This window comes from Chishuiella changwenlii, from assembly GCF_900142565.1.
Lineage (GTDB): Bacteria > Bacteroidota > Bacteroidia > Flavobacteriales > Weeksellaceae > Empedobacter > Empedobacter changwenlii.
In genome coordinates this window covers 252,221-277,397 of record NZ_FRBH01000004.1, presented here as the reverse complement: position 1 = coordinate 277,397, position 25,177 = coordinate 252,221, and the positions used below count along the sequence as shown (strand labels likewise).

The following is a 25,177-nucleotide window of genomic DNA, read 5'->3' as shown; positions in this document are numbered from 1 at the left end:
AAATTATTTGGCTAACTTTAACTTGACCAATAAACACATGAAACCTTATGATAAAATCTTTTAAATATTGTCCTAATTGTGGTAGTTCTATCGATCAATTTAATTTTAGGAGAATGTCTTGTTCAACTTGCGATTTAGTATATTATCAAAACGTAGCAGCCGCTGTCGCAGTAATCTTAAAAAAAGACGATAAAATTCTTTTTACAGTTCGTAATAAAGAACCAAAGAAAGGAATGTTAGATTTAGCTGGTGGTTTTACAGATCCAGACGAATCAGCAGAAAGAACTTGTCAACGTGAGATAGAAGAGGAATTAGGAATTACTATTCCGATAGAAAATTTCAATTATTTTCTTTCTCGACCAAATGATTATGAATATAAAGGGATTCCATATAAAACATGTGATTTAGCTTTTGTAGCAGATTTTCCAGACGAGGAAATAATATTAGAAAAGGAAGAAATTGCAGATGTGAAATGGATTTCTATAAAAGATATTAAGTTAGAAGAAATAGGTTTCGATTCACTGAGAAGTGTTGTAGAAAATTATATAAAAACCTTATAAAATGATGAAAAGAATATTTTTTTTAAGTGTTATCATCTTAACTATTGTTTCATGTAACACACAAAAAGTATCAGTAGATTATGATAGAAATTTTAATTTTGATACAAATAAATCTTACACGTTTTCTAAAACAGATCGTGTTAGATTAAATGACTTGGATTCTGCTCGATTATTTAAATCGATAGAAAAAGGAATGTTATTTAAAGGATTTCAGAAATCTGCGGAAAATAATTTAGTTATTCATGTCGTTCCAGAAGAATACGTATCTAAAAAACAAACATCTAATGTTGGTTTAGGATTAGGAACAGGCGGAATCGGATTTGGAGGAGGAGTTTCGGTAGGAATTCCAATTACTTCTCAAAAACTAAATCAGAACTATACAGTTTCTATGTTAAATGAAGGACGTTTAGTTTGGCAAGGAATATTAAAACTTGAAATGCCTTTAAATGCTTCCCCAGCAGTGCGTGAAGCTAGAGTAGATAGTGGAGTTATGAAATTACTAAAGAATTTCCCTCCTAAAGCAAAATAAAAAAAATAGCTGTTTAATTTTAAACAGCTATTTTTTTATAATTTATAAACTAACTCGTTATCTTCGCTTTTAGTCAATTTAGACTTTTGTAAAAGCTTTAATGTTTCTGGTTGGTTTGCATTTGCTTTAGCAGCAATTTTATCTAATTTTAATTCATTTTTTGCATAATCTACAATAACATTTAGAACTTCGGTTCCATATCCTTTGTTTTGAAATTTACGCTTTAAACGAATATTAATTATTGCACCATATTTTGTTTGGCGTAAACCACCCCAACCAACAAATCTTCCACTTTTTTTCTCATGAACACCCCATAAGCCAAAACCAAATTCTTGGTAATGTTTAATCATATTCTCTATAAAGAAGTTTGCCTCTTCTTCAGATTTGTATGGTTTCTCATTAACGATTCTCATTAATTCTTTATCCGAATTCATTTGAAATAATTCGTATGCATCAATTTCGAAGAATTCGCGTAAAACTAAATTCTTTGTTTCACAAATAACTTTCATTAAAACTTTTTACTTGCTACAAATTTAGTTTGATTTTATGGAAATAAAAAAAGTCCTATCTAAAGAGATAGGACTTTTATAAAAATTATTTTTTAGCTGGCGTTTTCTTCGCTGGTTCAGCTTTTGCTTCAGAAACTTTTTGATTAATTTCTAATGTTAAAATTTGTCTTTTAAGATTAAAAATTTCAGTGTCTTTTGCATCTATCTTTTCTTCAAAATCAGTTATTTTTTGAGATAACTCTGTTACTTGTTTCTCTTTTTCGTTTAACTGACTGTAGAATAATTTTGATTTTTCTCCAGAACTGTTTAATGCAGAATATAATTCTTGTAAATTAGTATCATGCTCTCTCTGAGAAGCTCTAATCATAGCTTGTGCACCAGATAAAGCAGTATCTTTTCTGTACAATTCATTTTTAGAATATTCTAGATTTTGTTCTAGATTTTCTATTTTCAAATTAGCTAACTTTAATTCTTTTGCTGTATTTGATTGCTCGTCTAAAGCTTTGTAATAGTTTCCTTCTAATTCTTGATATTGTTTTTGTGGAACACAACTTGTAATTGCGAATACAGTTAAACAACTAAGTACAATTTTTTTCATTTATCTAATCTTAAACGTCTAATTCTATTAATATAGGACAATGGTCCGAATGTTTTGCTTCTGGTAAAATAGTTGCTCGTTTCATTTTATCTTCTAATGATGAGCTTACCATATTATAATCTATTCGCCATCCTTTGTTATTATTACGAGCATTTGCTCTATATGACCACCATGAATAATGATGAGGTTCTTTTACAAAATAACGAAAAGAATCTATCATATTACATTCTTCTATGAACGAAGATAACCATTCTCTTTCAATTGGCAAAAATCCTGAAACTTTTGCATTCCTTATAGGATCATGAATATCAATTGCTTCGTGACAAATGTTATAATCTCCACAAATGACAAGATTAGGATGAGAAATTTTTAATTCCTTTATATAATTCTTAAAATCTTCGCAAAACTGTAATTTAAAATCTAATCGATCTATGTTTGTTCCGCTTGGTAAATAAAGACTAATAACAGAAACATTATCAAAATCTAATCTTACAACTCTTCCTTCGAAATCAATATAATCTATTCCCGTTCCAATTTGAACGTGATTTGGTTTTATTTTCGAAAAAATTGCAACACCACTGTATCCTTTTTTATCTGCAGAATGCCAATACGTTTGATAACCTAAATCTTCAAAAGGTTTTGTATCCACTTGTTCTTGCAATGCTTTAGTTTCTTGTAAGCAAAAAACGTCTGGTTGTGCTGCTTCAAGCCACTCAACTAAGCCTTTAGTCATTGCAGCTCGAATTCCATTTACATTATAACTGATGATTTTCATAGACAGCGAAATTAATAAATTTTTATGACGATAAGTTTATTATCTTAATAAACTGAAAAAATAGTGTAACTTTTTTTTAATTTATGCATCTAATAAATAAACACATATTATGAAATATCTTATTCTTCCAGTTTTAGTATTCGGTTCGTTAGGATTTGCGAGCTGCTCTGTAGATTTAAATACAAAATCATCTCCTTCTAATTATTTAGATAGAGTTGAAGCTAGTGACAATTCTAGTATTCAGAAAAGAACAATTTCTTCTTTTGAAGGTATAGATATTAGTAATGCGATTAATGTAACAGTTACTGAAGGTAATTATAACGGTGAAGTAACAGTTGAAGCTCCTGACAATATTTTAGATCGAATTGTAACAGAGGTTGAAAACGGAATTTTAAATGTAAAAATTAAAGGATCTATTAATCTGAAAAATGAACAAATAAAAGTAAGTTTTCCTCATCAAAAATTACGCTCTTTTGATGTTTCTGGAGCATCTGTTGTAACAGTAATTCCAACACAAAAAGTAGAAAAATTAGCTGTTGATTTATCTGGAGCAAGTAACTTAAAATTAGATGTCGTTTCTAATTCTATTGCGATTGATAATTCTGGAGCATCTAGTATGAAAATTACGGGGAATGTACAAGATTTGGCTATTTCAGTTTCTGGAGCATCTACTTTAACAGCAAAAGATTTAAAAGCATCTACAGTTACTGTTGAATGTTCTGGTGCTAGTTCTACAACTGTTTGGGCAGTTAATAAATTAGTTGCTGATAGTTCTGGAGCAAGTTCTATTCGCTATGTAGATGAGGTTAATTTACAAACGAAAGTAGAAACTTCTGGTATGTCATCTATTAAAAGAATAAATAAATAATTAGAATATTTTATTAATCTTGAGTTTTAAGAAATGATACAAAAAAAATCGGATGAAAACTTCATCCGATTTTTTTTATATGTTATATTTCTTAGTTAGTTTAAAATTGCCAACCTAATGTTAGTAAGAATAAACTATTATCTAATTTAACTTTTGGAGCATAAGAATCATTTAATGTTACATAATAATTCTCTCCATCAATGTAATCTGTATTACCAATTAAATTCTGATATTTTTGTGTTTGATATTGATAAGCAGCGTCTATATAGAATCCTCCGAAATCATATCCTAAACCAAAACTTACACGGTTAATATCTCCTGCAAATGCATTTTTGATTGGTTGATTTGCAATAGAATTATTATTCTGATCAACTAAATTACTCATGAATATATCTTTGTAAGGAGAAGTTACATAATTATAACCAGCTCTTAATTTAAGACGATCTATACGATATTCCCCTCCAACTCTTACTTCGCTAGAATTTTTTACAAAATCATTTATAAAATTGTTTGACGAAGCAAATGCACCTGAAGGTTTAAATTTAGTATCATTGTTCATGTGGTAAGTATAATCTGCTCCTAAAGAGAAATTTTTACCAATAACAAAACCTAAACTACCTACTAATCTTCCTCCACGAGTCATATTATAATCAGAAGAGTATAAGTAATAAGTGTCTACAGTTCTATTAGCTTCATTAAAACCATTAGCAGCATAATAATCTTCAGAAACATTATACCAAACAGGAGAATGGTAAGCAGCACCTAAACGAACATTATGGTTTACTTTATAAATAGCTCCTAATGATAAAGAGAATCCTTGACCAACTTCACTAGCAGGAAATCCATTTCTATTGTAAACAAACATTCTATTTTGATTGTCATTAATTTCTCCATATTGTTCATAAGAAGAAAAATTAGTTTCATGGAAATTTACCCCAGCACCTAAATATAATTTATCATCATAACTAGAACCAAAATTTACAGAGAATTTAGATTTATATCCGTCCATACTTTTTGTGTATCCACCAAATGTCCAAGTATCACCTGTTCCATTAGCAAATTTGATATTTGGATTTGTTCCAATATTAGAGAAGTTATTTAATCGTTGATTAAGATAAGCAACTCCAACAGTAAAACGATTCCATTTAGAACCAGGATTTTCGAAAACGAAAGTTCCACCAAACTGTTGAATATTAAAATCGCTATCAGATTCTTTAAGATTTGTACCAAAATTAGTTTTGTTACTAAAGTTAGATACTCCTAATGTTATTTGTACATCAGAATTAATAGCAACACCAAGTCCAGCTGGATTTTGTTCAATAGAATTAATATCACTTCCTAAAGCACCAACGGCACCTGCTACACCAGTATATTTAGCATTCCCTACATTCATGTCTTGTGAATATAAGTTTATACCATTTGTTGGATATAAATTATTATATTCCTGAGCAAAAGTCAATGTGCCAGTTAAGACACAAAGACTAGTTATTATTTTTTTCATTGTTTATTTATAAATCAATTATCTTCTTCCTCCACGAGATCCACCTCCCATGCTACCGCTGCTACCACGAGATCCACCTCCCATGCTTCCAGATCCCATACTACTTCCTCTACTTGGAGAAGGAGAAGAATAAGAAGGACGAGAATTCATATTACCTCTGCTGTTATTGTCATAACTTCTACTAGGTTGTTGATATTCTCTAGTAGGACGAGTATCATATGTAGGTCTTTGTTGTCCTTGAGTTGCGCTAGGTCTTACTTCTCTCGTAGGTCTAGTCATACTAGGACGATTATCTATTTGTCCTTGATTAGTAGTTGGTCTAACTTCTCTAACAGGACGAGTGTTCATTTGTCCTTGACTAGTAGTTGGTCTAGATTCTCTAACAGGACGAGTATTCATTTGTCCTTGATTAGTAGTTGGTCTAGATTCTCTTGTAGGACGATTATTCATTTGTCCTTGTCCCATAGTTGGACGAGAATCTCCTCTAGTAGGACGAGTACTCATTTGTCCTTGCGCACCACTTGGTCGATATCCATTAGATATTTGTCCACGGTTACCGAATCCAGAAATAGGTCTGTTAGACATAGCTGTGTTTCCTCTTTGCCCTGGTTGAGTGTAAATACCTCTAGGTCTGTTCCATCCCCAACCACCGCCGTAGCCATAGTAAGGATTTCCATACCAGTTATTCCAACCCCATCCACCTCCGTAGAAAGGTCTGTTCCAACCCCATCCAGAAGAGAAACCAAAGCCGAAACCACCACCATACCATGGATCGTAGAAACCACCATAGAAAGGACTATTCATTCCCCAACCGAAACCACCTCCGTACCATGGATCATAGAAACCAAAGCGATATGGATTGCCGTACCAGTTGTTCCAACCCCATCCTCCATACATCCATGGAGAATAATTGTTCCAAATATTAATCTCTACACCATCATTTCTTCCCCAGTTGTATGGAGAATTATTATTGTATGAAAGAGTGTAGTCATTATTTCCAAAATAATTTAATCCACCTAACCCGTACTGATTCACGGTAACTTTAGAAGTTGGTTGTTGGGTAGCATTATTTTGTGAATTATCTGTTTCGTCTTGATAGAAAAATTGTTCAGCACCATTTCCTTCTGCATCGAAGTAGGCACTACCAATTTTAATTTCGCCAGAATTTTCTTGTGAATTATCAATTTGAGGATGAGCTTGTTGGTAGGTTTTATCTGTTTTTGGATTGTAATAAACACCATCACTTTCGTAACCACTTGGCTGATAAGTTGAACAAGACGAAATTCCTAATACAACCACCATAAAAAGAGTGCTTGTAGAAATTTTGCTAGAAATTTGATAAACTTTGTTCATAATTAATAAATTTACGTCATTTGTAATCTTTAAATTTGCATAAATATCGAGGCAATTTTTATGCCAAGTAAAGATACTAAAAAATACAAAAAACTTATCAACAAATATAGAAGATTATGGCAAAATTAACAACTCGTACTGAAGATTATTCTAAATGGTACAACGAGCTTGTTGTAAAAGCGAATCTAGCTGAAAATTCGAAAGTTAGAGGAAGTATGGTAATTAAACCTTACGGATATGCTATTTGGGAAAAACTACAAGCAGAATTAGACAAAAGATTTAAAGAAACAGGTCATCAAAATGCTTATTTCCCCTTATTTGTTCCTAAAAGTTTATTTGAAGCTGAAGAAAAAAACGCAGAAGGTTTTGCTAAAGAGTGTGCGGTTGTTACACATTACAGATTAAAAAATGATCCAGATAATAAAGGAAAATTAATTGTAGATCCAGATGCAAAATTGGAGGAAGAATTAATTGTTCGTCCAACATCTGAAGCTATTATTTGGAGTACTTATAAAAACTGGATTCAATCTTACCGTGATTTACCAATTCTAATTAACCAATGGGCAAATGTTGTACGTTGGGAAATGCGAACGCGTTTATTTCTAAGAACAGCAGAATTTTTATGGCAAGAAGGACACACTGCTCACGAAACTAAACAAGAAGCAATTGCTGAAGCTCAACAAATGCAAGATGTTTATGCAGATGTGGTAGAAAACTTTATGGCTATTCCAGTTGTCAAAGGTAGAAAATCAGATTCTGAACGTTTTGCTGGTGCAGATGATACGTATACTATTGAAGCATTAATGCAAGATGGGAAAGCGTTACAAGCAGGTACATCTCACTTTTTAGGACAGAATTTTGCAAAAGCTTTTGACGTTAAATTTACAAGTAAAGAAGGTAAACAAGAATATGTTTGGGCAACATCTTGGGGAGTATCTACTCGTTTAATGGGTGCATTAATTATGACTCATTCAGATGATTTAGGATTAGTTTTACCTCCAAAATTGGCTCCAATACAAGTTGTAGTTGTTCCTATTTATAAAACAGATGAACAATTAGAGGAAATTAGAAAAGTAGTTGATACTTTTTCTTCTGAATTAAAAGCTAAAGGTGTTTCAATAAAATTTGATGATGATAGCCAAACAAAACCAGGTTGGAAATTTGCTGAATACGAATTAAAAGGAGTTCCTGTTCGTGTTGCAATTGGACCAAAAGATTTAGAAAAAGGTCATGTTGAGGTTGCGCGTCGCGATACTTTAGAAAAACAATTTATCACATTAGATAATGTTGCGGTTGAAATAGAAAAATTATTAGAAGACATTCAAATTAATTTATTTGAACGAGCTAAAAATTTCCGTGATAATCATATAACAGAAGTTTCTACTTTCGAAGAATTTAAAACTGTTTTAGAAGAAAAAGGTGGTTTTTTATCAGCTTTATGGGATGGAACAGAAGAAACAGAGGAGGCAATAAAAGACGCTACTAAAGCGACAATTCGTTGTATTCCTCAAGCATTTGAAATTCCTACAGAAGGAGTTGATGTTTTCTCAGGGAAACCTGCAAAATATAGAGTTTTATATGCTAAAGCATACTAAGATTTCTTAATTCGAAAGTTTTAAATAAGTAAAATTTTAAAGGTCAGAAAATTTATTTTCTGACTTTTTTATTTTCTAATTACCACTCATATTTGAAGATAAAAAAAAAGAGCTATTACATAGCTCCCTTTCTATTTTGGTGTTTTTTAGCACGCAACTCTTTTAATTTTGCTTTTTGTTCTGGTGTAAAAACATTGTCTATTTCGTCAAATTCTTTTTTACGAATTTCCTTCATTTTTTTCTTCAACTCAAGTTTTTCCTCTTTATAATTGTCTTCAATCTGTTTGATTTTTAAAACTTGTGCTTCAGTTAAGCTTAAATCTTTTTTTAATTCTTGTAATTTTTGATCTCTTGATACTTCGTTATTATTTTTATCTTGAGCATTTGCATTTATTGCAGTAAATGCAAACATTCCTAAAACCAAAAATTTTACTACATTATTTCTCATAATCTATCAATTTTAAAAATTAATTAATACAACCTTTTGACTTTAATTTTAGAAAAAGGTTTAAATACATAAAATGTTAAATTTTTTTACATGTTCATGTAACATAAAAATAGAAATTTCGACTTATAATTTTTTATTTAAAATATTTTAAACGACAATTAAACCTTTAATAAAAAGGATTGTCAAATAGATTGTAAAATTTATAGAACTACAAAAGAAAAATTAAACAAATGAGGTTAAGAAGTTTATTTGCTTTGATGTTTATTGTAATCTGTGCAGGTTTAAATGCGCAAGATTTATTAAAGGTTAAAGGAAAAGTCTTATCAAGTGATAATAAACCTGTAGAATTTACTACAATTTCGCTTGAGAGTGCAGAAGAAGGTCTTGTTGTTGAAGCAGCAACCGATGCAAAAGGAGAATTTAATATAGAGGCAAAAGCTGGAACATATATTCTAGTTGTAGAACCTTTAGGTTACGATATAATAGAAAAACAAATTGACTTAAAAACAACAACTGATTTAGGAGTTTTTACAGCAAAAACTTCACAAACAGTTTCTTTAGATGCAGCAGTCGTTACAGCAGAAAAACCAATTTATAAAGTAGAATTGGATAAAAAAGTTTACGACATGGCAAACGATCCAATGTCACAAGGTCAAACGTTATCAGATGCATTAGCTAATGTACCATCTGTAGCAGTTGATGCAGAAGGAAATGTATCATTAAGAGGAAATGATAATGTGAAATTTTTAATTGATGGAAAACCTTCAGGAATGTTAGGTGTTTCGGATATTGGAGAAGCATTAAAAAATATTCCTGCAGAAAATGTAGAGCGTATAGAATTAGTTACAAATCCATCTGCTCGTTATGAAGCATCTGGTTCTGCGGGTATTATAAACATTGTACTAAAAAAAGGATCAAACACTGGTTTTAATGGCTCTGTTACTTTAAATGGAGGTATTCCAGAAATGGCCGGAGGTAATGTTAACTTAAATTATAAAACAAAGAAATATAATTTGTTTGGAAATTTAGGTACTCGTTATTCTAACAGAAAAGGAGAAGGTAGTGCTTTTAGAACTAATTTTGATGAATTAGGAAATGTTAGAGATTATTTATCTACAAACCGTGATAACGATCGTTTAAGAAGAAACTACAACATTCGTCTTGGTGGAGAATATTATTTAGATGATAAAAATACATTAGGATTATCTGCTGGTTACCGTTATAACAATGGTAATAATAATTCTTTTGTAAACTACAATAATTACGATGCTTTGATGGCATTTACAACGAACGATTTTAATGTTCAGGATGAAAAAGAAATCGAAAATAACTTTGATGTAGATTTTAACTACAAACACGAGTTTGATAAAAAAGGACATGAATTCTCATTTACAGGACGTTTTTCTACACAAAAAGAAGACGAAAATGGAAATGTCTTAAATAATGTTACTTCTAAAGACGGAAGTAATGAAATTACTCAAACAACAAGAATTACAGATAACTTAGAAAAACAAAATACAGTTGTTTTAACAGCAGATTATGTTCGTCCAATTGGAGAAAAAGGAAAGTTTGAATTAGGAGCTCGTGCAGATTTTAATAATAATAAAACAAATAATAGAACATTTAATTCTGGAGAAAATGGATTAGTTCCAGACGACCGTTTCTTTGCAAACGTAGATAATCAACAAAATGTATTGGCTGCATACACACAATATGGAAATGCAATAGGTGAAAACTTCCAATATTTTGCAGGTTTACGTTTAGAGAGTTCAGATATGCAAATTGATAACCATACGAATGGACAAAGTATCTCTAAAAAATATACAGATTTATTTCCTACATTAACATTAAACTATAAGTTTACACAAAAGAACGAATTACAGTTTAGTTATTCTCGTCGTGTTCGTCGTCCAATGGGATTCATGTTAATGCCATTCTTTTCACCTACAGATGATAGAAATATACGAAATGGTAATCCAGATTTAGATCCAACATATACAAACTCTTTCGAGTTATCTTATATTACAACTGTTGGTAAATTGATGGTAACACCAAGCTTATTTTACCAAAAAACAACAAATACAATTAATCAATTTGTTCGTACAAGAAAAGATCAAAAAACAGATGAGTTAGGTAATATCTATTACCAAGATGCATTAATCTCAACGCCTATTAATGTTGGTGATGAAGATCGTTATGGTTTAGATTTAACGGCGACTTATCGTCCATTTAAATGGTGGAATTTAATGTTTAATGTGAATTTATTCGGATACAATAGAACTGGTTTTCATCAAGAAACAAACTTGTCTTACAATGAACAAACAGGACAAGAGGAAATGAAAGTAGATTCGCAAGATTTTTCTGGAAATGGATTTAGTTCTCGTGGACGTTTATCTTCTAACTTTGTTTTACCAGGAGACTTTAAAGTACAGTTAGCTGGTAATTATATGGGAGGTATCAAAACAGCTCAACAAAAGACTGAAGATAACTTATCTATGGATTTCTCTTTATCAAAAGATTTCTTTAATAAGAGAGCTACATTAACATTTAATATTCGTGACGTTTTTGATTCTAGAAGAAGAGAAATGACAACGTATGCTGCAGATTACACAAATTACGAGAATATGCGATGGATGGTAAGATCATTTAATTTAGCATTTACTTACCGTTTTAAAAATACAAATGAGAGAGAACGTAATAAGCGTCCAGATGGAGGTGAAGAAATGATGGGTGGAGAGGAAATGCAAATTCCTGCTGCTTAATTATTTGTTTTTAATTAAATTGAAAGACTTAAACTGCGAGGTTTAAGTCTTTTTTTATAGCTATATCATGTATGATTTTCTATTGAAATAACTCAATAATAGAATTTAAATTAAAAATGTTCTATACCAATACAAAAAAATAAGCTGCTCATAAATAATGAGCAGCTTATTTGATTTTATAATCTTAATGTTTAAGAATTTTAATCTAATATTTTTAGAACTGATGTTGTTCTTGTTCTTGATTCTTTTACTAACTCAGCATTAGATAAATCTTTTCCGTGAGAAGGAATCATTTCTTTAATTGGTTCTTGCCAATTATTTCTCATCAATTCAGGGAAACATTTTGTTAGTAAATTCAACATAGCACTAACAGATGTAGATGCTCCTGGAGATGCTCCTAATAAAGCAGACATAGATCCATCTTGAGAAGAAACGATTTCTGTACCGAATTTTAAAACACCTTTACCATTTTGTTCTTCGATAACTTGTACACGTTGTCCTGCAGTTTGCTCAAACCAGTCTTCTAATTTAGCTTCCGGAAAGTATTCTTGTAAAGATTCTACTTTCTTTGCTTTAGATAACATAACTTGTTCAATAAGATATTTAGTTAAATCGATATTGTTTAAACCACAATTCATTAAGAAACCTATGTTTTCAAAGTTTACAGATTTAAATAAATCTAAATGAGAACCTTGTTTTAAGAATTTTGTTGAGAATGTAGCAAACGGACCAAATAATAAAGATTTTTTACCATCTATAACACGAGTATCTAAATGTGGAACAGACATTGGTGGCGCTCCTAATTTAGCTTTACCGTATACTTTTGCTTGGTGTTTTTGTATTACCTCATCATTTTGACAAACTAACCATTGTCCACCAACAGGGAATCCACCGAATTTTTTAGCTTCTGGAATTCCAGATTTTTGCAACATTAAAATTGCTCCACCTCCAGCACCAATAAATACAAAATCGGCATTAACAGACTTATTGTTTCCAGATTTTAAATCTTTTACTTTAATAGCCCATTTTCCGTTACTTAAACGAGTTAAATCTTTTACTTCGTTTTCTGTTTCTAAAGTGATTTCGTTTTTATCTTGTAAACCTTTAAAAATTTGACGAGTTAATTCACCAAAGTTAACATCAGTACCAAGATTCATGTGTGTTGCAGCAACTTTCTCATTTCCTTGTCTTCCGTCAACAATTAATGGAGCCCATTCTTTAATTTTATTTAAATCTTCAGAATATTCCATATCACTAAACAACGGATGTTGAGATAGTTTCTCGTATCTTTTTCTTAAAAAAGAAACATCTTCATCACCCCAAACAAATGACATGTGAGGAGTTGGACGTAAAAATTTCTCTGGAGAAGAAACGTAATTATTTTCAACTAAGTAAGACCAAAATTCTTTTGAAGTTTCAAATTGTTTTGCAATATCAATCGCTTTATCAATATTAACAACTCCATTTTTATCCATTGGAGTATAGTTTAATTCACAAAAAGCTGAATGACCTGTTCCTGCATTGTTGAAAGCCTCAGAACTTTCAAACCCAATCTTATCTAATTTTTCAAAAACAGAAATCTTAATAGCCGGATTTATTTTTTTAAGAAGTATGCTTAGGGTAGCACTCATGATACCAGCACCAATTAACACTACCTCTTGAGGTTGTTTTTCCATTTCTCAAAAATATATTTAGATTGCAAAGGTATTAATAAATAGGGTTTTTAACGAAATTATGTATAGAAAAAACAATGATTTATTACATAAAATAGCTCTATCAGTCGATATTTACCTCAAAAAATATATTATTCAGTTCTTCCGATTTCGTCGATAGAATTATTTTTAAACATTTCTTCTTCGAATGCTCTTTTTCTAACAACAGTAGTTTTTGATATTTTATCATGCCATCCGTTTTCTCCTAAGAATGTAAATGCGTCAAATGGTATGATTCTACATAAATTACGAACAAAATAGTCTTTTGTAGTTGGCTCTGTACCATCTATCATAACAACTTTGGTTCCAGTTATTAATTTTCCTAAAGATCGTCCTTTTGTTACAAATTCTATTAAAAAATAGATAATAACAACTAGTACGTAGATAAATAAATCGAACAAGATACTCTCTTCAGATATAGTTAAACCTAATGCCTCTGATGTGAATGAAATAGTTATTAAAACAATGGCTAAAATAAATATAACAGCAACAAGGTCTATTAAATAGTTTAGAAATCTTAATCCTTTATTTGCTTTGTGTTCGCCTACAGCGTAATCTTGATACATAATTTTTAATTTTATACAATGATTACAACTTCCGAATTTAGATATTATTGCGTTATTGTTAATATTAAATTTTATCCTCTATCCAGCGACGAAGATTAATGTAATTCGTATTTCGCTTTAGTAGTTCCTGATTTTCAGAATCTTTTAAGAAAGAATCTAATTCTCTAAACGCTTTTACTTTTTCGTGTGGGTATAAATCATTCAGTTCGATAAAAAATAAACTAATTTTTCTTGTAATGATATTGCTATTCTTCATCTTTTTACAAAACTGATGCGTTTTGTAAGTATACGTATCTAATTCTTGATCATTTCCAGAATCATACAAATTCATCATGATTAAAACATACGTATAAAATTGTAAATCGTCTTGAATAGAAGCTTCACTTTTTAAAATCTTTTGACAATATTCGAATGAATTTATCCAATCTTTTTTCAAAAAATAATAAGCAGCAATCTTTAAATACAATACTAAAATATGATGCTGATCAATTTTATTTTGATGAATATTAATTTCGCGTAAAATATCTTTTATTAAGAATGGACTGATATTCTCTTTAGGATTAATGAAAAAATAATTCAACTTATTATTAAATTTATTTACAAACCAAAGCGCTTCTACATTGTCATTTTGAGGCAAGTTAGAAGAAGCTTTTTCAAGCAAATCATACCAATATTTAAATTCTTCCGAATTTTTTTTCAAGTATAATATTTTTAATAGATAAGTATTTCCTTTTAAAAACCAAACAGGATGATGCTGAACACGTTCTTTTTTCTCGTAAAAAAGTTCTACCCATTTTTTAGAGAACTCATAAGCATTATCCAAATTTTGAGTTAACATTGCCAACCAAACATTTGCTTTGTAAAACCATAGTTTCTCTTTAAATTTTAGTTCTTCAAAAACAATATAATTGGTTTCCTTCTCAAAGAAATTTTGTATTTCGTTAATCTCATTTTCATCTTTAGCATATCCATTCTCTAATAAAATACTGTATAATTTAAGAGAGAGATTAGACAATTTACTAGCAGCTAAATTTTGCAGACTTAATTCTTCCGATTGCTGAATTAATTGATCCGCTCGTCCAGAAATACTTCGTGTAATAAATTGAGATTCGATAATTTTTTCGAGCTCAAGAATATCATAAGCAATTGCTTTTTCGTCTAATTGCAACGCTTGAGATTTTGCTTTATCTAATATTTTTAAACTTTGTTTATGTAAACCTTTCTGATATAATATAGTCGCAAAATCAAATTGTTCTCTCATTTGCATTCTATTATTCTGTTGAGAAGGGTTCATTCTCAAACTTGTTAAAATCTGTTTGTATAAATGAGCTTTAAGATTTGATAGTTGCTGTTTAGTTGTTATTTTTTTCTTTAAAATAGCAGTTTCATCATATTCATCTAACTTATCTAATGTATCAAATAATAACAAAAATTTTGCGTCTGCATTAATCTGCAAACGATTTACATAAAGCTTAAATTGTCTTTTTTCAGAACGATTTAATGACTTTATTAAACTAAATAAAGAATCTTTATTATGATTTGACATTGTATTTATTTGTTATTTAAATGGTTGTTTTATAATATTTTAAATTGAATATTAAAGGTTTTAAGAATTGTAATTTCTCTTCACTTTATCAATCATAAAATTAATACAAAATTAATTTTACAGAACAATAATAAAGAAAACAAATTGCTATGAGTGCCGAAAAAATTCAAATTTTTGATACTACACTGAGAGATGGGGAGCAAGTACCAGGTTGCAAATTAAATAAAAAACAGAAATTAGAGATTGCTGCTAAGTTAGATGAATTAGGAGTTGATGTAATAGAAGCAGGTTTTCCAATTTCTAGTCCTGGAGATTTTGAAGCAGTGAATGCAATTTCAAAATTAGTAAAAAATGCTACAGTGTGTGGTTTAACTCGTGCAAATAAAAAAGATATAGAATCTGCAGCAAAAGCATTACAATATGCTGTGAAACCAAGAATACATACGGGAATAGGAACATCAGATTCTCATATTATTCATAAATTTAATTCTAATAGAGATGCTATTATAGAAAGAGCTGTAGAAGCAGTTGCTTATGCAAAATCTTTTGTAGATGATGTAGAGTTTTATGCAGAAGACGCAGGAAGAACAGATAATGCTTTTTTAGCACAAGTAATTCAAGAAGTTATAAATGCTGGTGCAACTGTGGTTAATATTCCAGATACAACAGGATATTGCTTACCACATGAGTATGGAGCAAAAATAAAATATTTAAAAGACAATGTAATTGGAATTGATGATGTTGTGATATCATGTCATAATCATAACGATCTAGGTCTTGCAACTGCGAATGCTATTGCAGGCGCAGTTAATGGAGCTAGACAAATAGAATGTACAATTAATGGAATAGGAGAGCGTGCAGGAAATACAGCGTTAGAAGAAGTTGTAATGGTTTTTAATCAACATAAGGAACTTAATTTCTATACAGATATTAATACACAAATGTTAACAGAATTAAGCCAATTAACGTCTGAAACTATGGGAATGTTTGTACAACCAAATAAAGCAATAGTTGGTTCGAATGCTTTTGCGCATAGTTCAGGGATTCATCAAGATGGAGTGATTAAGAATCGTGAAACATACGAAATTATCAATCCAGCAGATGTTGGTGTAAACGAATCATCTATTATTTTAACAGCAAGAAGTGGACGCTCTGCTTTAGCTTACAGGTTAAAAGGAATAGGATTTGACACAACAAAGAATGAACTAGATGTAATTTACAATCAATTTTTAGAGATCGCTGATTCTAAAAAAGAAGTAGTCAAAGAAGATTTAATTCGATTAATGAATCAATTTAGACAACCATCAGAAATTAAAATCGCATGAGAACATTATTTGATAAAGTCTGGGATGCACACGTTGTAAGCCAAGTAGAGAACGGACCACAAGTTGTATATATCGATAAACATCTTATTCACGAGGTAACAAGCCCACAAGCTTTTGCAGAATTAGAAGCTAGAAATATTCCAATTTTTAGACCAGAGCAGATTGTAGCAACTGCAGATCATAATGTACCTACAATTAATCAGGATCAACCAGTTCGTGATCCTTTATCTAAACAACAATTAGAACAATTAGCAATTAATTGCGAAAAAAATAATATTACATTTTATGGTTTAGGACATCCCTATCAAGGAATTGTTCATATCATTTCTCCCGAGTTAGGAATTACTCAACCAGGAATGAGTATGGTATGTGGAGATAGTCATACATCGACACATGGAGCATTTGGAGCAATAGCTTTCGGAATAGGAACAAGCCAAGTAGCACAGGTTTTTGCAAGTCAATGTTTATTGATGAATAAACCAAAATCTATGCGAATTAAAGTGAATGGGAAACTAAATGCAAATGTTCAACCTAAAGATGTTATTCTATACATTATTTCTAAAATAGGAACCAATGCTGGAACGGGATATTTTTGTGAATATGCAGGAGATGTTTTTGAGAACATGTCGATGGAAGGTAGAATGACCGTTTGTAACATGTCAATAGAAATGGGAGCTCGTGGTGGTATGATTGCACCAGACGAAACAACTTTTCAGTATTTAAAAGATAAACCATTTGCACCTAAAGGAGAAGAATGGGATAAAAAAGTAGCTTATTGGAAAACTTTACCAAGTGATACTGATGCTGTTTTTGATGAAGAAATAGAATTTGATGCTGCGGATATTTATCCAATGATTACGTTTGGTACAAATCCAGGAATGGGAATTTCTGTTAAAGAAACTATTCCATCTAAAGATTCATTAAACGAAAATGAGAAAGAATCTTTTGAGAAAGCATTAAAATACATGGGATTTAAAGATAATCAATCCATTGTTAACTATCCTATTGATTATGTTTTTATAGGGAGTTGTACAAATGCAAGAATCGAGGATTTAAGAGAAGTTGCGAATTATGTAAAAGGTAAACAACGAAATGAGAATGTTGTTGCTTGGATAGTTCCGGGATCTAAACAAGTAGAAAGACAAGCAATTGAAGAAGGCTTAGATAAAGTTTTTGAAGCTTCTGGTTTTAAATTAAGAGAACCAGGATGTTCGGCTTGTTTAGCAATGAATGAAGATAAAATACCAGAAGGAAAATATTGTGTATCAACATCTAATAGGAATTTTGAAGGTAGGCAAGGTCCTAATTCTCGTACACTTTTAGCAAGTCCTTTAATGGCAGCGGCAGCGGCAATTCATGGAAAAATTGTAGATGTTAATAAAAATTAAATGTAAAAATGGATTCTATTAATCATATAAAATCATCAGCAGTTCCAATTAAAATAGAGAACATTGATACAGATCAAATAATTCCTGCACGTTTTTTAAAAGCAATAAGCAGAGAAGGTTTTGGAGATAATTTATTTAGAGATTGGAGATTTAATCAGGATAATCAATTAATTGAAGATTTTCCATTAAATAATAAAAAATTTGAAGGAAAAATTTTAGTAGCTGGAAAAAACTTTGGTTGTGGAAGTAGCAGAGAACATGCTGCTTGGGCAATAAAAGATTACGGATTTGATGTTGTAATCAGTAGTTATTTTGCAGATATCTTTAAAGGAAATGCGTTAAACAATGGGATTTTACCAATTGTGGTTAGCGATGAAGTTTTAAATGAATTATTTAAATTAATTGATAATGATTCTTCAATAGAATTTGAAGTTAGTTTAGAAGATCAAACATTAAAAATTCAAGATAAAATTATTCAATTCGAAGTAGATAGCTATAAAAAAATCTGTTTACTTAATGGTTATGATGATATTGATTTTTTAATTAGTCAAAAAGAAGAAATAGAAAAATACGAACAACGATATAAATCTCTACACAATGAAAACGCATAAAATAGCTGTACTTTCTGGCGATGGAATAGGACCAGAAGTGGTTTTTGAAACTGTAAAAATCTTAAAAGTAATTGAAAAGGTTTTTGACTATAATTTTGCTTTTGAAGATGCTCTAATAGGTGCAATTGCAATTGATGAAACAGGAAACCCTTTACCAGATAATACATTACAATTATGTAAAGATGCAGATGCTGTTTTATTTGGTTCTATTGGAGATCCTAAATATGATAACGATCCAAATGCAAAAGTTCGTCCTGAACAAGGTCTATTAAAATTGAGAAAAGAGCTGGGTTTATTTGCGAATATTAGACCTATAAAAGCTTATAACTCTTTATTAAGTAGAAGTCCATTAAAAAAATCTCGTATAGAGGGAACTGATATGGTTATTTTCAGAGAGTTAATTAATGGAATTTACTTTGGTGAAAAATTTACTGCAGAAGACTTTTCTTATGCATATGATACATGCTCTTATAGTAGAGCAGATATAGAGCAAATAGCACATTTAGCTTTTCAAGAAGCTACTAAACGTCGTAAAAAAGTAACGTTAGTAGATAAAGCAAATGTATTAGATACTTCTCGTTTATGGAGAAAGGTGACAACGGAAATTAGTAAAGAATATCCAGATGTTGAATTAGATTTCTTATTTGTAGACAATGCCGCAATGCAATTGATTCTTAACCCAAAACAGTTTGATGTTATTTTAACAGAGAATATGTTTGGAGACATAATATCTGATGAAGGGAGTGTAATAGGAGGAAGTATAGGGTTGTTACCATCTGCCTCAATTGGATTAGAGAATGCTTTATTTGAACCAATTCATGGTTCATATCCTCAAGCAAAAGGTAAAGGAATTGCTAACCCAATGGCATCTATTTTAAGCGCTGCAATGATGTTACGTTATTTAGGATTAGAAGAAGGAGCAAAAGCAATTGAAGATGCAGTAGAAAATGCAATCAATAACTTGATCGTAACTTCTGATCTAGATGAAACTAGTGATTACTCAACATCTGTTGTTGCCAATTATGTGATTAAAATATTATTGAACGAACATGACCATGATTCATATTTCAATTTTGAAAATATTATGATGGGAAAATCGACAATTATATAGTTTTTTATTTTATGACAAATGAGAAAGCCATCTTTTTAAGATGGCTTTTTCTATATCAATTGATGAGGTTTGATTACATCATTCCTGGCATTCCTCCACCCATTGGTGGCATTGCAGGCTCATCAGATTTAATTTCTGTAACAACAGCTTCAGTTGTAATTAACATACCAGCAACAGATGCAGCATTTTCTAATGCAACACGAGCAACTTTAGTAGGATCAATTACACCAGCTTCAATCATGTTAACATACTCGTCTGTTTTAGCATTGTATCCGAAGTCTCCTTGTCCTTCTTTTACTTTAGCTACTACAACAGAACCTTCTCCACCAGCATTGTGTACAATTTGACGTAATGGTTCTTCTATAGCACGTGTAACGATTTTAACACCTGTAGCTTCATCAGCATTTTTAGTATCAATCTCAGATAAATTAGATAATGCTCTAACAAAAGCAACACCTCCACCAGCAACAATACCTTCTTCTACTGCAGCACGAGTTGCATGTAATGCATCATCAACACGATCTTTAATTTCTTTCATTTCAACTTCAGAAGCAGCACCAACGTATAATACAGCAACACCTCCAGCTAATTTAGCTAAACGCTCTTGTAATTTTTCGCGGTCATAATCAGAAGTTGTAGTTTCTATTTGCGCTTTAATTTGGTTAACACGACCTTTAATTTGGTCAGCATCACCAGCTCCGTTTACGATAGTTGTATTGTCTTTATCAATTACAACACGTTCTGCAGTTCCTAACATTTCTAAAGTAGCAGTTTCTAAAGTAATTCCTTGTTCTTCAGAAATAACTGTACCTCCAGTTAAGATAGCAATATCTTCTAACATTGCTTTACGACGATCTCCAAATCCTGGTGCTTTTACAGCAGCAATTTTTAAAGAACCTCTTAAACGGTTAACAACTAGAGTAGCTAATGCTTGTCCTTCTACTTCTTCAGAGATGATTAAGAATGGACGACCAGATTGGGCAACTGGCTCTAATAATGGTAAGATTTCTTGTAAGTTAGAGATTTTTTTCTCACATAATAAAATGTAAGGATTCTCTAATTCAGCAATCATTTTATCTGTATTTGTAACAAAGTATGGAGATTGGAATCCACGATCAAATTGCATTCCTTCTACAACGTCAACATAAGTTTCAGTACCTTTTGCTTCTTCTACAGTAATAACACCTTCTTTTCCTACTTTAGAAAAAGCTTCTGCGATTAATGTTCCGATTGTTTCGTCATTGTTAGCAGAAATAGATGCAACTTGTTTAATTTTTTCTGATGAATCACCAACTTCTTCAGATTGCTCTTTTAAGTTAGCTACGATTCCAGCAACAGCTTTGTCAATACCACGTTTTAAATCCATTGGATTTGCACCCGCAGCAACATTTTTTAAACCTTCGCGAACGATTGCTTGTGCTAAAACAGTAGCAGTAGTTGTACCATCACCAGCAACATCGTTTGTTTTAGAAGCAACTTCTTTTACCATTTGTGCTCCTAAATTCTCGATAGGATCTTCTAATTCGATTTCTTTTGCAACAGAAACACCATCTTTTGTTACATGTGGAGCTCCGAAAGATTTCTCTAAAACTACATTACGTCCTTTTGGTCCTAATGTTACTTTTACTGCATTTGCTAATGCATCAACACCTCTTTTTAAAGCGTCTCTAGATTCTATATCGAATTTAATGTTTTTTGCCATTTTTTAATTTTTTATGTATTAAGTACAATGTACTTTGGTTTGTATATTTTAATAATTTAAAAGTCTATTAAATGATTGCTAAAATGTCAGCTTCACGCATAATTAAGTAATCCTTTCCTTCTAATTTTAATTCTGTACCAGAATATTTTCCGTAAAGAACTTTATCTCCAATAGCAACTGTCATAGGTTCATCTTTTTTACCATTACCAACTGCAACTACAATTCCTTCTTGTGGTTTTTCTTTTGCAGAATCTGGAATAATAATTCCTGATGCTGTTTTAGTTTCTGCTGGAGCAGGTTCGATAACAACTCTATCTGCTAATGGTTTAATGTTTAAATGTGACATATTTGTATTTTTTTATTTTTAATTATTACAATTAAATCAACTAAAAGTATGCCAACAGCCATTTACTGCCATTATGGAATGTTTAAATAAAATCTATAAAACAAAAATGCCAAGCTGTCAGAACAACTTGGCATTGGTAAATATTTAAATTGATTTTTTATTTTTTAATAATGATTTTTTTCGTGAAATGTTCATTGTCTAATTCTAAAGAAACGATGTAAACCCCGTTTGATAAACTAGATAAATTAATTTGTTGAGTTGCTGAATAATTTAATTGATTTGAATAAACAATTCGTCCAGTTATATCTACAATTCTTATCGCTCCTTTTTTGAAAAATTCTGGCAATCTAAGATTAATAATTCCATTAGATGGATTAGGGAAAATATCAAATTGATTATCTTTTGGATCTTCAATTTCTAATGAACTTTCAATTGAGAAATTTGTTGAATTAACAGCTAAGAAAACATTATCAATTGCTTTTATCATAATTCTTGCAGTATTAGTATTTCCTAAACCTCCAGGAACTGTAAATGTGTAAGATCCATTATTTGGAACAGATTCAGCTAAAACTTTGTCAAAACTTTGTCCAGCGTTTGTTGATAATAGAATTTTTACATTTTGAGTATTAATTCCATTTGCTGTCGTTCCAGCAACATCCCAATTAATAGTTGCTTGATTATTTTGTACCCAATTCTCATTTATTGTTTGTGAAGTAACTTTAAATGGTCCTGCCGCTGCTACAAAGTTTAAACTTACATTTTGACGAGTTGTATGACCAACGTTGGTATTATTATCACGAATAGTTACAGAAAAATTCATTGTTCTTGCAACGCTTGGAATTACTTCCCAATTATTTTTATCATAATCACTTGGAGAACGTAAATATGGATTTGTAGTAAAAACTAATTCATTTGTAAGGATTTTTTCTAATCTAGGGAAATAACGTATACCTTCACTTTTTGGTGGGAAAGATCTAAAATTTGGACCTCGAGTATTTGATGATAATGGAGGATTACCATATAATCTATTATTAACAGGTCCACTAATAACAGAAGTTTCTGAAATTTGAGGATTCATTTGTTCCCATGTGTAAGTTAACTGATCATTATTTGCATCTGTAGCAGATGTTTCTAATGCAAAAGCTGTTGAGATAGGTAATGAATAAAATGTTTTTAAGTTAGACGTAATAACTGGTGCTACATTAGTAGTAGGAACAAGTTGAGCACATGTAACTCTATTAAGCACAATATTTATTTCATCTATACTTCTTGTGTGATAATAAGCATCACTGTTTTGTTGTATGTTTGGTGGATTAATCCCTGTATATGCCATAATTGTTGAGCCACTACCTGGTTCCATTGCACTAGTAGAAGATCTATTAAAGTTATTGTTATATGTATGATTTGCACCTAACTGATGACCTAATTCATGTGCAGTAAAATCAATATCAAAAGCATCTCCTACAGGAGCAACTGTTCCTGTAACACCTCCAGCTTTTAAATTGTTACTACAAACAGCTGAAGTATTTGCTAAACCATTAGAATCATCAGCATTGTCTACTTTAAAAAATAAATGCCCAATATCATAATTAGAAACTCCTATAATATTATTTGTCACAATAACATTTTCATCAATCATTTGGTTAGCACTAGCTGAATTAAATGTATCATTATCTATAAAAAATAATTGATCTGTGTTTGGAATTAATTCTAAAAATACACCAACATCATTTTTCAAAACTCCATTAATTCTTGTCATAGACACATTTACTGCTGCTAAAATAGCTGCCTTCTTCTGTGCTAAAGTTCCATTGCTAACATTTGCTTGTTGAATAATATAATTTGAATATTCTGTAGTAGTTGTAATAGCTAATCTAAATTTTCTAAGATTTCCATCATTTACTGCTGCTATGCTAGAATTTTTAGCAACTTTTTCAAAATTTAAATTATCAATACCTAAATCATTTTCGTGGTCATCAACATGACATTTAAAGTTAGAGTTATCATTTACTAAATTACTCTTATCATAAATAATATAAGAAGATTTATTTTTAGTGTATGTATCAATTAAAATATTTTTATCACCATTAGTCAATGAACCAAAGAAACCAAATTGAGGAGATAAACTAAAATTAATTTTTTGATTAGGGTTATCGATATTATAACCAGAATAAGATCTTATATCAGCATATTGTTCTTGTAACTCATCAGAAAAGTTAGAATTTTCAGTTACTTTATACGTTATAAATTTTCCGTTTTCATCTGGGAATTTTAATAATTTAGATGCACCTTTTGCATTCATCTTCGTTAAATAATTAACTAAATTATCATAAGCTAAATCTAGCTTTATAGATTTTGTAGGTAAATGTGTACGAGCAATTAATTGTTCATTAGACTTACTACTTAATTGTGATGTTGCTTTCCAAAAATTTTGTTGAGCTAAAACATTTCCTCCAAAAAGAATTGTAGTAATAACGAGAATAGATGTTATTTTCTTCATAAGACTTGTTATTTTATAGTTAATTTTTCGATTGTCTTAGGAACGACAATCATTAAAAAATTAGATGGATCATTTTCTAATTCGATACCTTCTAATAACGATAAATGTAGTTGATAAATTTTATCATTACCAGAAATAAAATCAAGATTATAGGAATCGATATGATTTTTATACACAAGAACAACTTGTTTTTCATCAAAATCTACAACAATTCTTGGAGCAGATTTTATGAATGATTCATCAAGACTTTTATAAAAATTTTTTAATTCCGTTTCGTTTTTTAAAAAATGAGTTTTATTAATTCCGTCTAACGAGTAAGTACTAATTAGATTGTAATCATTTTCATTAATAGTTTGATATTTTTTTTGTGCAGAGCATCCAAAAATACAGATAAATGAAATAAGTATATAAATGTATTTTTTCATAGTAAGATAATTTGGTTTAAAGGTATTAAATATTATAAAGAAAAAGCCTCAAAATGAAATATTTGAGGCTTTAAATTGTATAAAATTTTAGAAATTACTTTGCTGGTTGAGCAGGTAATTGGTTTTGGCTAGCTCCGTTTGCCGCTGGTTGAGCAGGCAAGTTATTAGCTGGTGCTGTAACATTTGGTTTTACAGTTTTTATTGCATTTGGATTTTCATGCGTAACACCTGCACCAATAATTAATACAACAATAGCAATAAATAATCCCCAAGTTGTATTATCTAAAAACTTATTAGTTCTTTGTACTCCAAACATTTGACTACCACCTCCGCCACCGAAAGTAGAAGATAATCCTCCTCCTTTAGGGTTTTGAGATAAAACAATCAATACTAGTAATACACTTAAAATCATGATAATAATCATGAAAAACTGAAATAGTCCCATTT

23 protein-coding genes are annotated in these 25,177 nt (G+C 30.6%); 9 read left to right on the top strand and 14 right to left on the bottom strand.

Going from position 1 to position 25,177, the window contains the following annotated elements:
• Positions 1-47 precede the first annotated feature (47 nt).
• The gene (locus BUA86_RS06150) at positions 48-560 is read left to right on the top strand and encodes an NUDIX hydrolase (protein WP_072930810.1); all 513 of its coding nucleotides are present in this window, start codon (positions 48-50) and stop codon (positions 558-560) included.
• 1 nt (position 561) lies between these two features.
• Positions 562-1,089: a DUF4136 domain-containing protein gene (locus BUA86_RS06145; protein ID WP_072930808.1), complete on the top strand. Its 528-nt coding sequence runs from the start codon at positions 562-564 to the stop codon at positions 1,087-1,089.
• A 35-nt stretch (positions 1,090-1,124) separates the two neighbouring features.
• Here the strand turns inward: BUA86_RS06145 and BUA86_RS06140 are convergent, their stop codons facing one another.
• The 3 genes from BUA86_RS06140 to BUA86_RS06130 all read right to left on the bottom strand — a co-directional run bounded on the left by BUA86_RS06140 (position 1,125) and on the right by BUA86_RS06130 (position 2,971).
• Positions 1,125-1,598 (bottom strand): GNAT family N-acetyltransferase, encoded by a 474-nt coding sequence (locus tag BUA86_RS06140; RefSeq protein WP_072930806.1) that lies wholly within the window; start codon positions 1,596-1,598, stop codon positions 1,125-1,127.
• 85 nt (positions 1,599-1,683) lie between these two features.
• On the bottom strand, positions 1,684-2,196 hold the full coding sequence (locus BUA86_RS06135; RefSeq protein WP_072930804.1) for a hypothetical protein: 513 nt from the start codon (positions 2,194-2,196) through the stop codon (positions 1,684-1,686).
• A 10-nt stretch (positions 2,197-2,206) separates the two neighbouring features.
• A complete protein-coding gene (locus BUA86_RS06130; RefSeq protein WP_072930802.1) occupies positions 2,207-2,971 on the bottom strand; it encodes an exodeoxyribonuclease III in 765 nt (254 codons plus the stop codon).
• A gap of 109 nt (positions 2,972-3,080) precedes the next feature.
• Between BUA86_RS06130 and BUA86_RS06125 the strand changes: the two genes are divergently transcribed.
• On the top strand, positions 3,081-3,839 hold the full coding sequence (locus tag BUA86_RS06125; RefSeq protein ID WP_072930800.1) for a head GIN domain-containing protein: 759 nt from the start codon (positions 3,081-3,083) through the stop codon (positions 3,837-3,839).
• Between the two features lie 100 nt (positions 3,840-3,939).
• Here the strand turns inward: BUA86_RS06125 and BUA86_RS06120 are convergent, their stop codons facing one another.
• A complete protein-coding gene (locus BUA86_RS06120) occupies positions 3,940-5,340 on the bottom strand; it encodes an OmpP1/FadL family transporter (protein WP_143147252.1) in 1,401 nt (466 codons plus the stop codon).
• Positions 5,341-5,358: 18 nt separating this feature from the next.
• Positions 5,359-6,693, bottom strand: coding sequence for a hypothetical protein (locus BUA86_RS06115; RefSeq protein WP_072930796.1), 1,335 nt, complete (start codon positions 6,691-6,693; stop codon positions 5,359-5,361).
• Positions 6,694-6,809: 116 nt separating this feature from the next.
• Here BUA86_RS06115 and proS point away from each other — a divergent pair, with 116 nt between their 5' ends.
• Complete coding sequence (gene proS / locus BUA86_RS06110; protein WP_072930794.1) at positions 6,810-8,288, top strand: proline--tRNA ligase; 1,479 nt, start codon at positions 6,810-6,812, stop codon at positions 8,286-8,288.
• A 115-nt stretch (positions 8,289-8,403) separates the two neighbouring features.
• Here proS and BUA86_RS06105 read toward each other — a convergent pair whose 3' ends face one another.
• Complete coding sequence (locus tag BUA86_RS06105; RefSeq protein WP_072930792.1) at positions 8,404-8,736, bottom strand: hypothetical protein; 333 nt, start codon at positions 8,734-8,736, stop codon at positions 8,404-8,406.
• A gap of 230 nt (positions 8,737-8,966) precedes the next feature.
• Here BUA86_RS06105 and BUA86_RS06100 point away from each other — a divergent pair, with 230 nt between their 5' ends.
• Positions 8,967-11,498, top strand: a complete 2,532-nt coding sequence (locus BUA86_RS06100; protein ID WP_072930791.1) for a TonB-dependent receptor — start codon at positions 8,967-8,969, stop codon at positions 11,496-11,498.
• Positions 11,499-11,698: 200 nt separating this feature from the next.
• Here BUA86_RS06100 and mqo read toward each other — a convergent pair whose 3' ends face one another.
• From mqo to BUA86_RS06085, 3 genes are all read right to left on the bottom strand, one after another.
• The gene (gene mqo, locus BUA86_RS06095; RefSeq protein WP_072930790.1) at positions 11,699-13,174 is read right to left on the bottom strand and encodes a malate dehydrogenase (quinone); all 1,476 of its coding nucleotides are present in this window, start codon (positions 13,172-13,174) and stop codon (positions 11,699-11,701) included.
• 128 nt (positions 13,175-13,302) lie between these two features.
• Positions 13,303-13,776, bottom strand: coding sequence for an RDD family protein (locus BUA86_RS06090; RefSeq protein ID WP_072930789.1), 474 nt, complete (start codon positions 13,774-13,776; stop codon positions 13,303-13,305).
• A 64-nt stretch (positions 13,777-13,840) separates the two neighbouring features.
• Positions 13,841-15,322 (bottom strand): hypothetical protein, encoded by a 1,482-nt coding sequence (locus BUA86_RS06085; RefSeq protein ID WP_072930788.1) that lies wholly within the window; start codon positions 15,320-15,322, stop codon positions 13,841-13,843.
• A 149-nt stretch (positions 15,323-15,471) separates the two neighbouring features.
• Here BUA86_RS06085 and BUA86_RS06080 point away from each other — a divergent pair, with 149 nt between their 5' ends.
• Genes BUA86_RS06080 through leuB form a run of 4 tightly spaced genes read left to right on the top strand, consistent with a single transcriptional unit; the run spans position 15,472 to position 19,757 of the window.
• Positions 15,472-16,647, top strand: a complete 1,176-nt coding sequence (locus tag BUA86_RS06080) for a 2-isopropylmalate synthase (RefSeq protein ID WP_072930787.1) — start codon at positions 15,472-15,474, stop codon at positions 16,645-16,647.
• Positions 16,644-18,035 (top strand): 3-isopropylmalate dehydratase large subunit, encoded by a 1,392-nt coding sequence (leuC, locus tag BUA86_RS06075; RefSeq protein WP_072930786.1) that lies wholly within the window; start codon positions 16,644-16,646, stop codon positions 18,033-18,035. Before BUA86_RS06080 ends, leuC begins: the two co-directional genes overlap by 4 nt.
• A gap of 8 nt (positions 18,036-18,043) precedes the next feature.
• Positions 18,044-18,646, top strand: a complete 603-nt coding sequence (gene leuD, locus BUA86_RS06070; RefSeq protein ID WP_072930785.1) for a 3-isopropylmalate dehydratase small subunit — start codon at positions 18,044-18,046, stop codon at positions 18,644-18,646.
• Entirely contained in the window at positions 18,633-19,757 is a 1,125-nt protein-coding gene (gene leuB / locus BUA86_RS06065) for a 3-isopropylmalate dehydrogenase (protein WP_072930784.1), read from the top strand. Before leuD ends, leuB begins: the two co-directional genes overlap by 14 nt.
• Positions 19,758-19,830: 73 nt before the next feature.
• On the opposite strand, the gene groL is transcribed toward leuB, so the two are convergent.
• The 5 genes from groL to secG all read right to left on the bottom strand — a co-directional run bounded on the left by groL (position 19,831) and on the right by secG (position 25,175).
• Complete coding sequence (gene groL / locus BUA86_RS06060; protein WP_072930783.1) at positions 19,831-21,459, bottom strand: chaperonin GroEL; 1,629 nt, start codon at positions 21,457-21,459, stop codon at positions 19,831-19,833.
• A gap of 67 nt (positions 21,460-21,526) precedes the next feature.
• Positions 21,527-21,805, bottom strand: coding sequence for a co-chaperone GroES (locus BUA86_RS06055; RefSeq protein ID WP_072930782.1), 279 nt, complete (start codon positions 21,803-21,805; stop codon positions 21,527-21,529).
• A 157-nt stretch (positions 21,806-21,962) separates the two neighbouring features.
• On the bottom strand, positions 21,963-24,305 hold the full coding sequence (locus tag BUA86_RS06050; protein ID WP_072930781.1) for a zinc-dependent metalloprotease: 2,343 nt from the start codon (positions 24,303-24,305) through the stop codon (positions 21,963-21,965).
• An 8-nt stretch (positions 24,306-24,313) separates the two neighbouring features.
• Positions 24,314-24,730 (bottom strand): hypothetical protein, encoded by a 417-nt coding sequence (locus BUA86_RS06045; RefSeq protein ID WP_072930780.1) that lies wholly within the window; start codon positions 24,728-24,730, stop codon positions 24,314-24,316.
• A 94-nt stretch (positions 24,731-24,824) separates the two neighbouring features.
• Positions 24,825-25,175: a preprotein translocase subunit SecG gene (gene secG / locus BUA86_RS06040; protein ID WP_072930778.1), complete on the bottom strand. Its 351-nt coding sequence runs from the start codon at positions 25,173-25,175 to the stop codon at positions 24,825-24,827.
• Positions 25,176-25,177 lie beyond the last annotated feature (2 nt).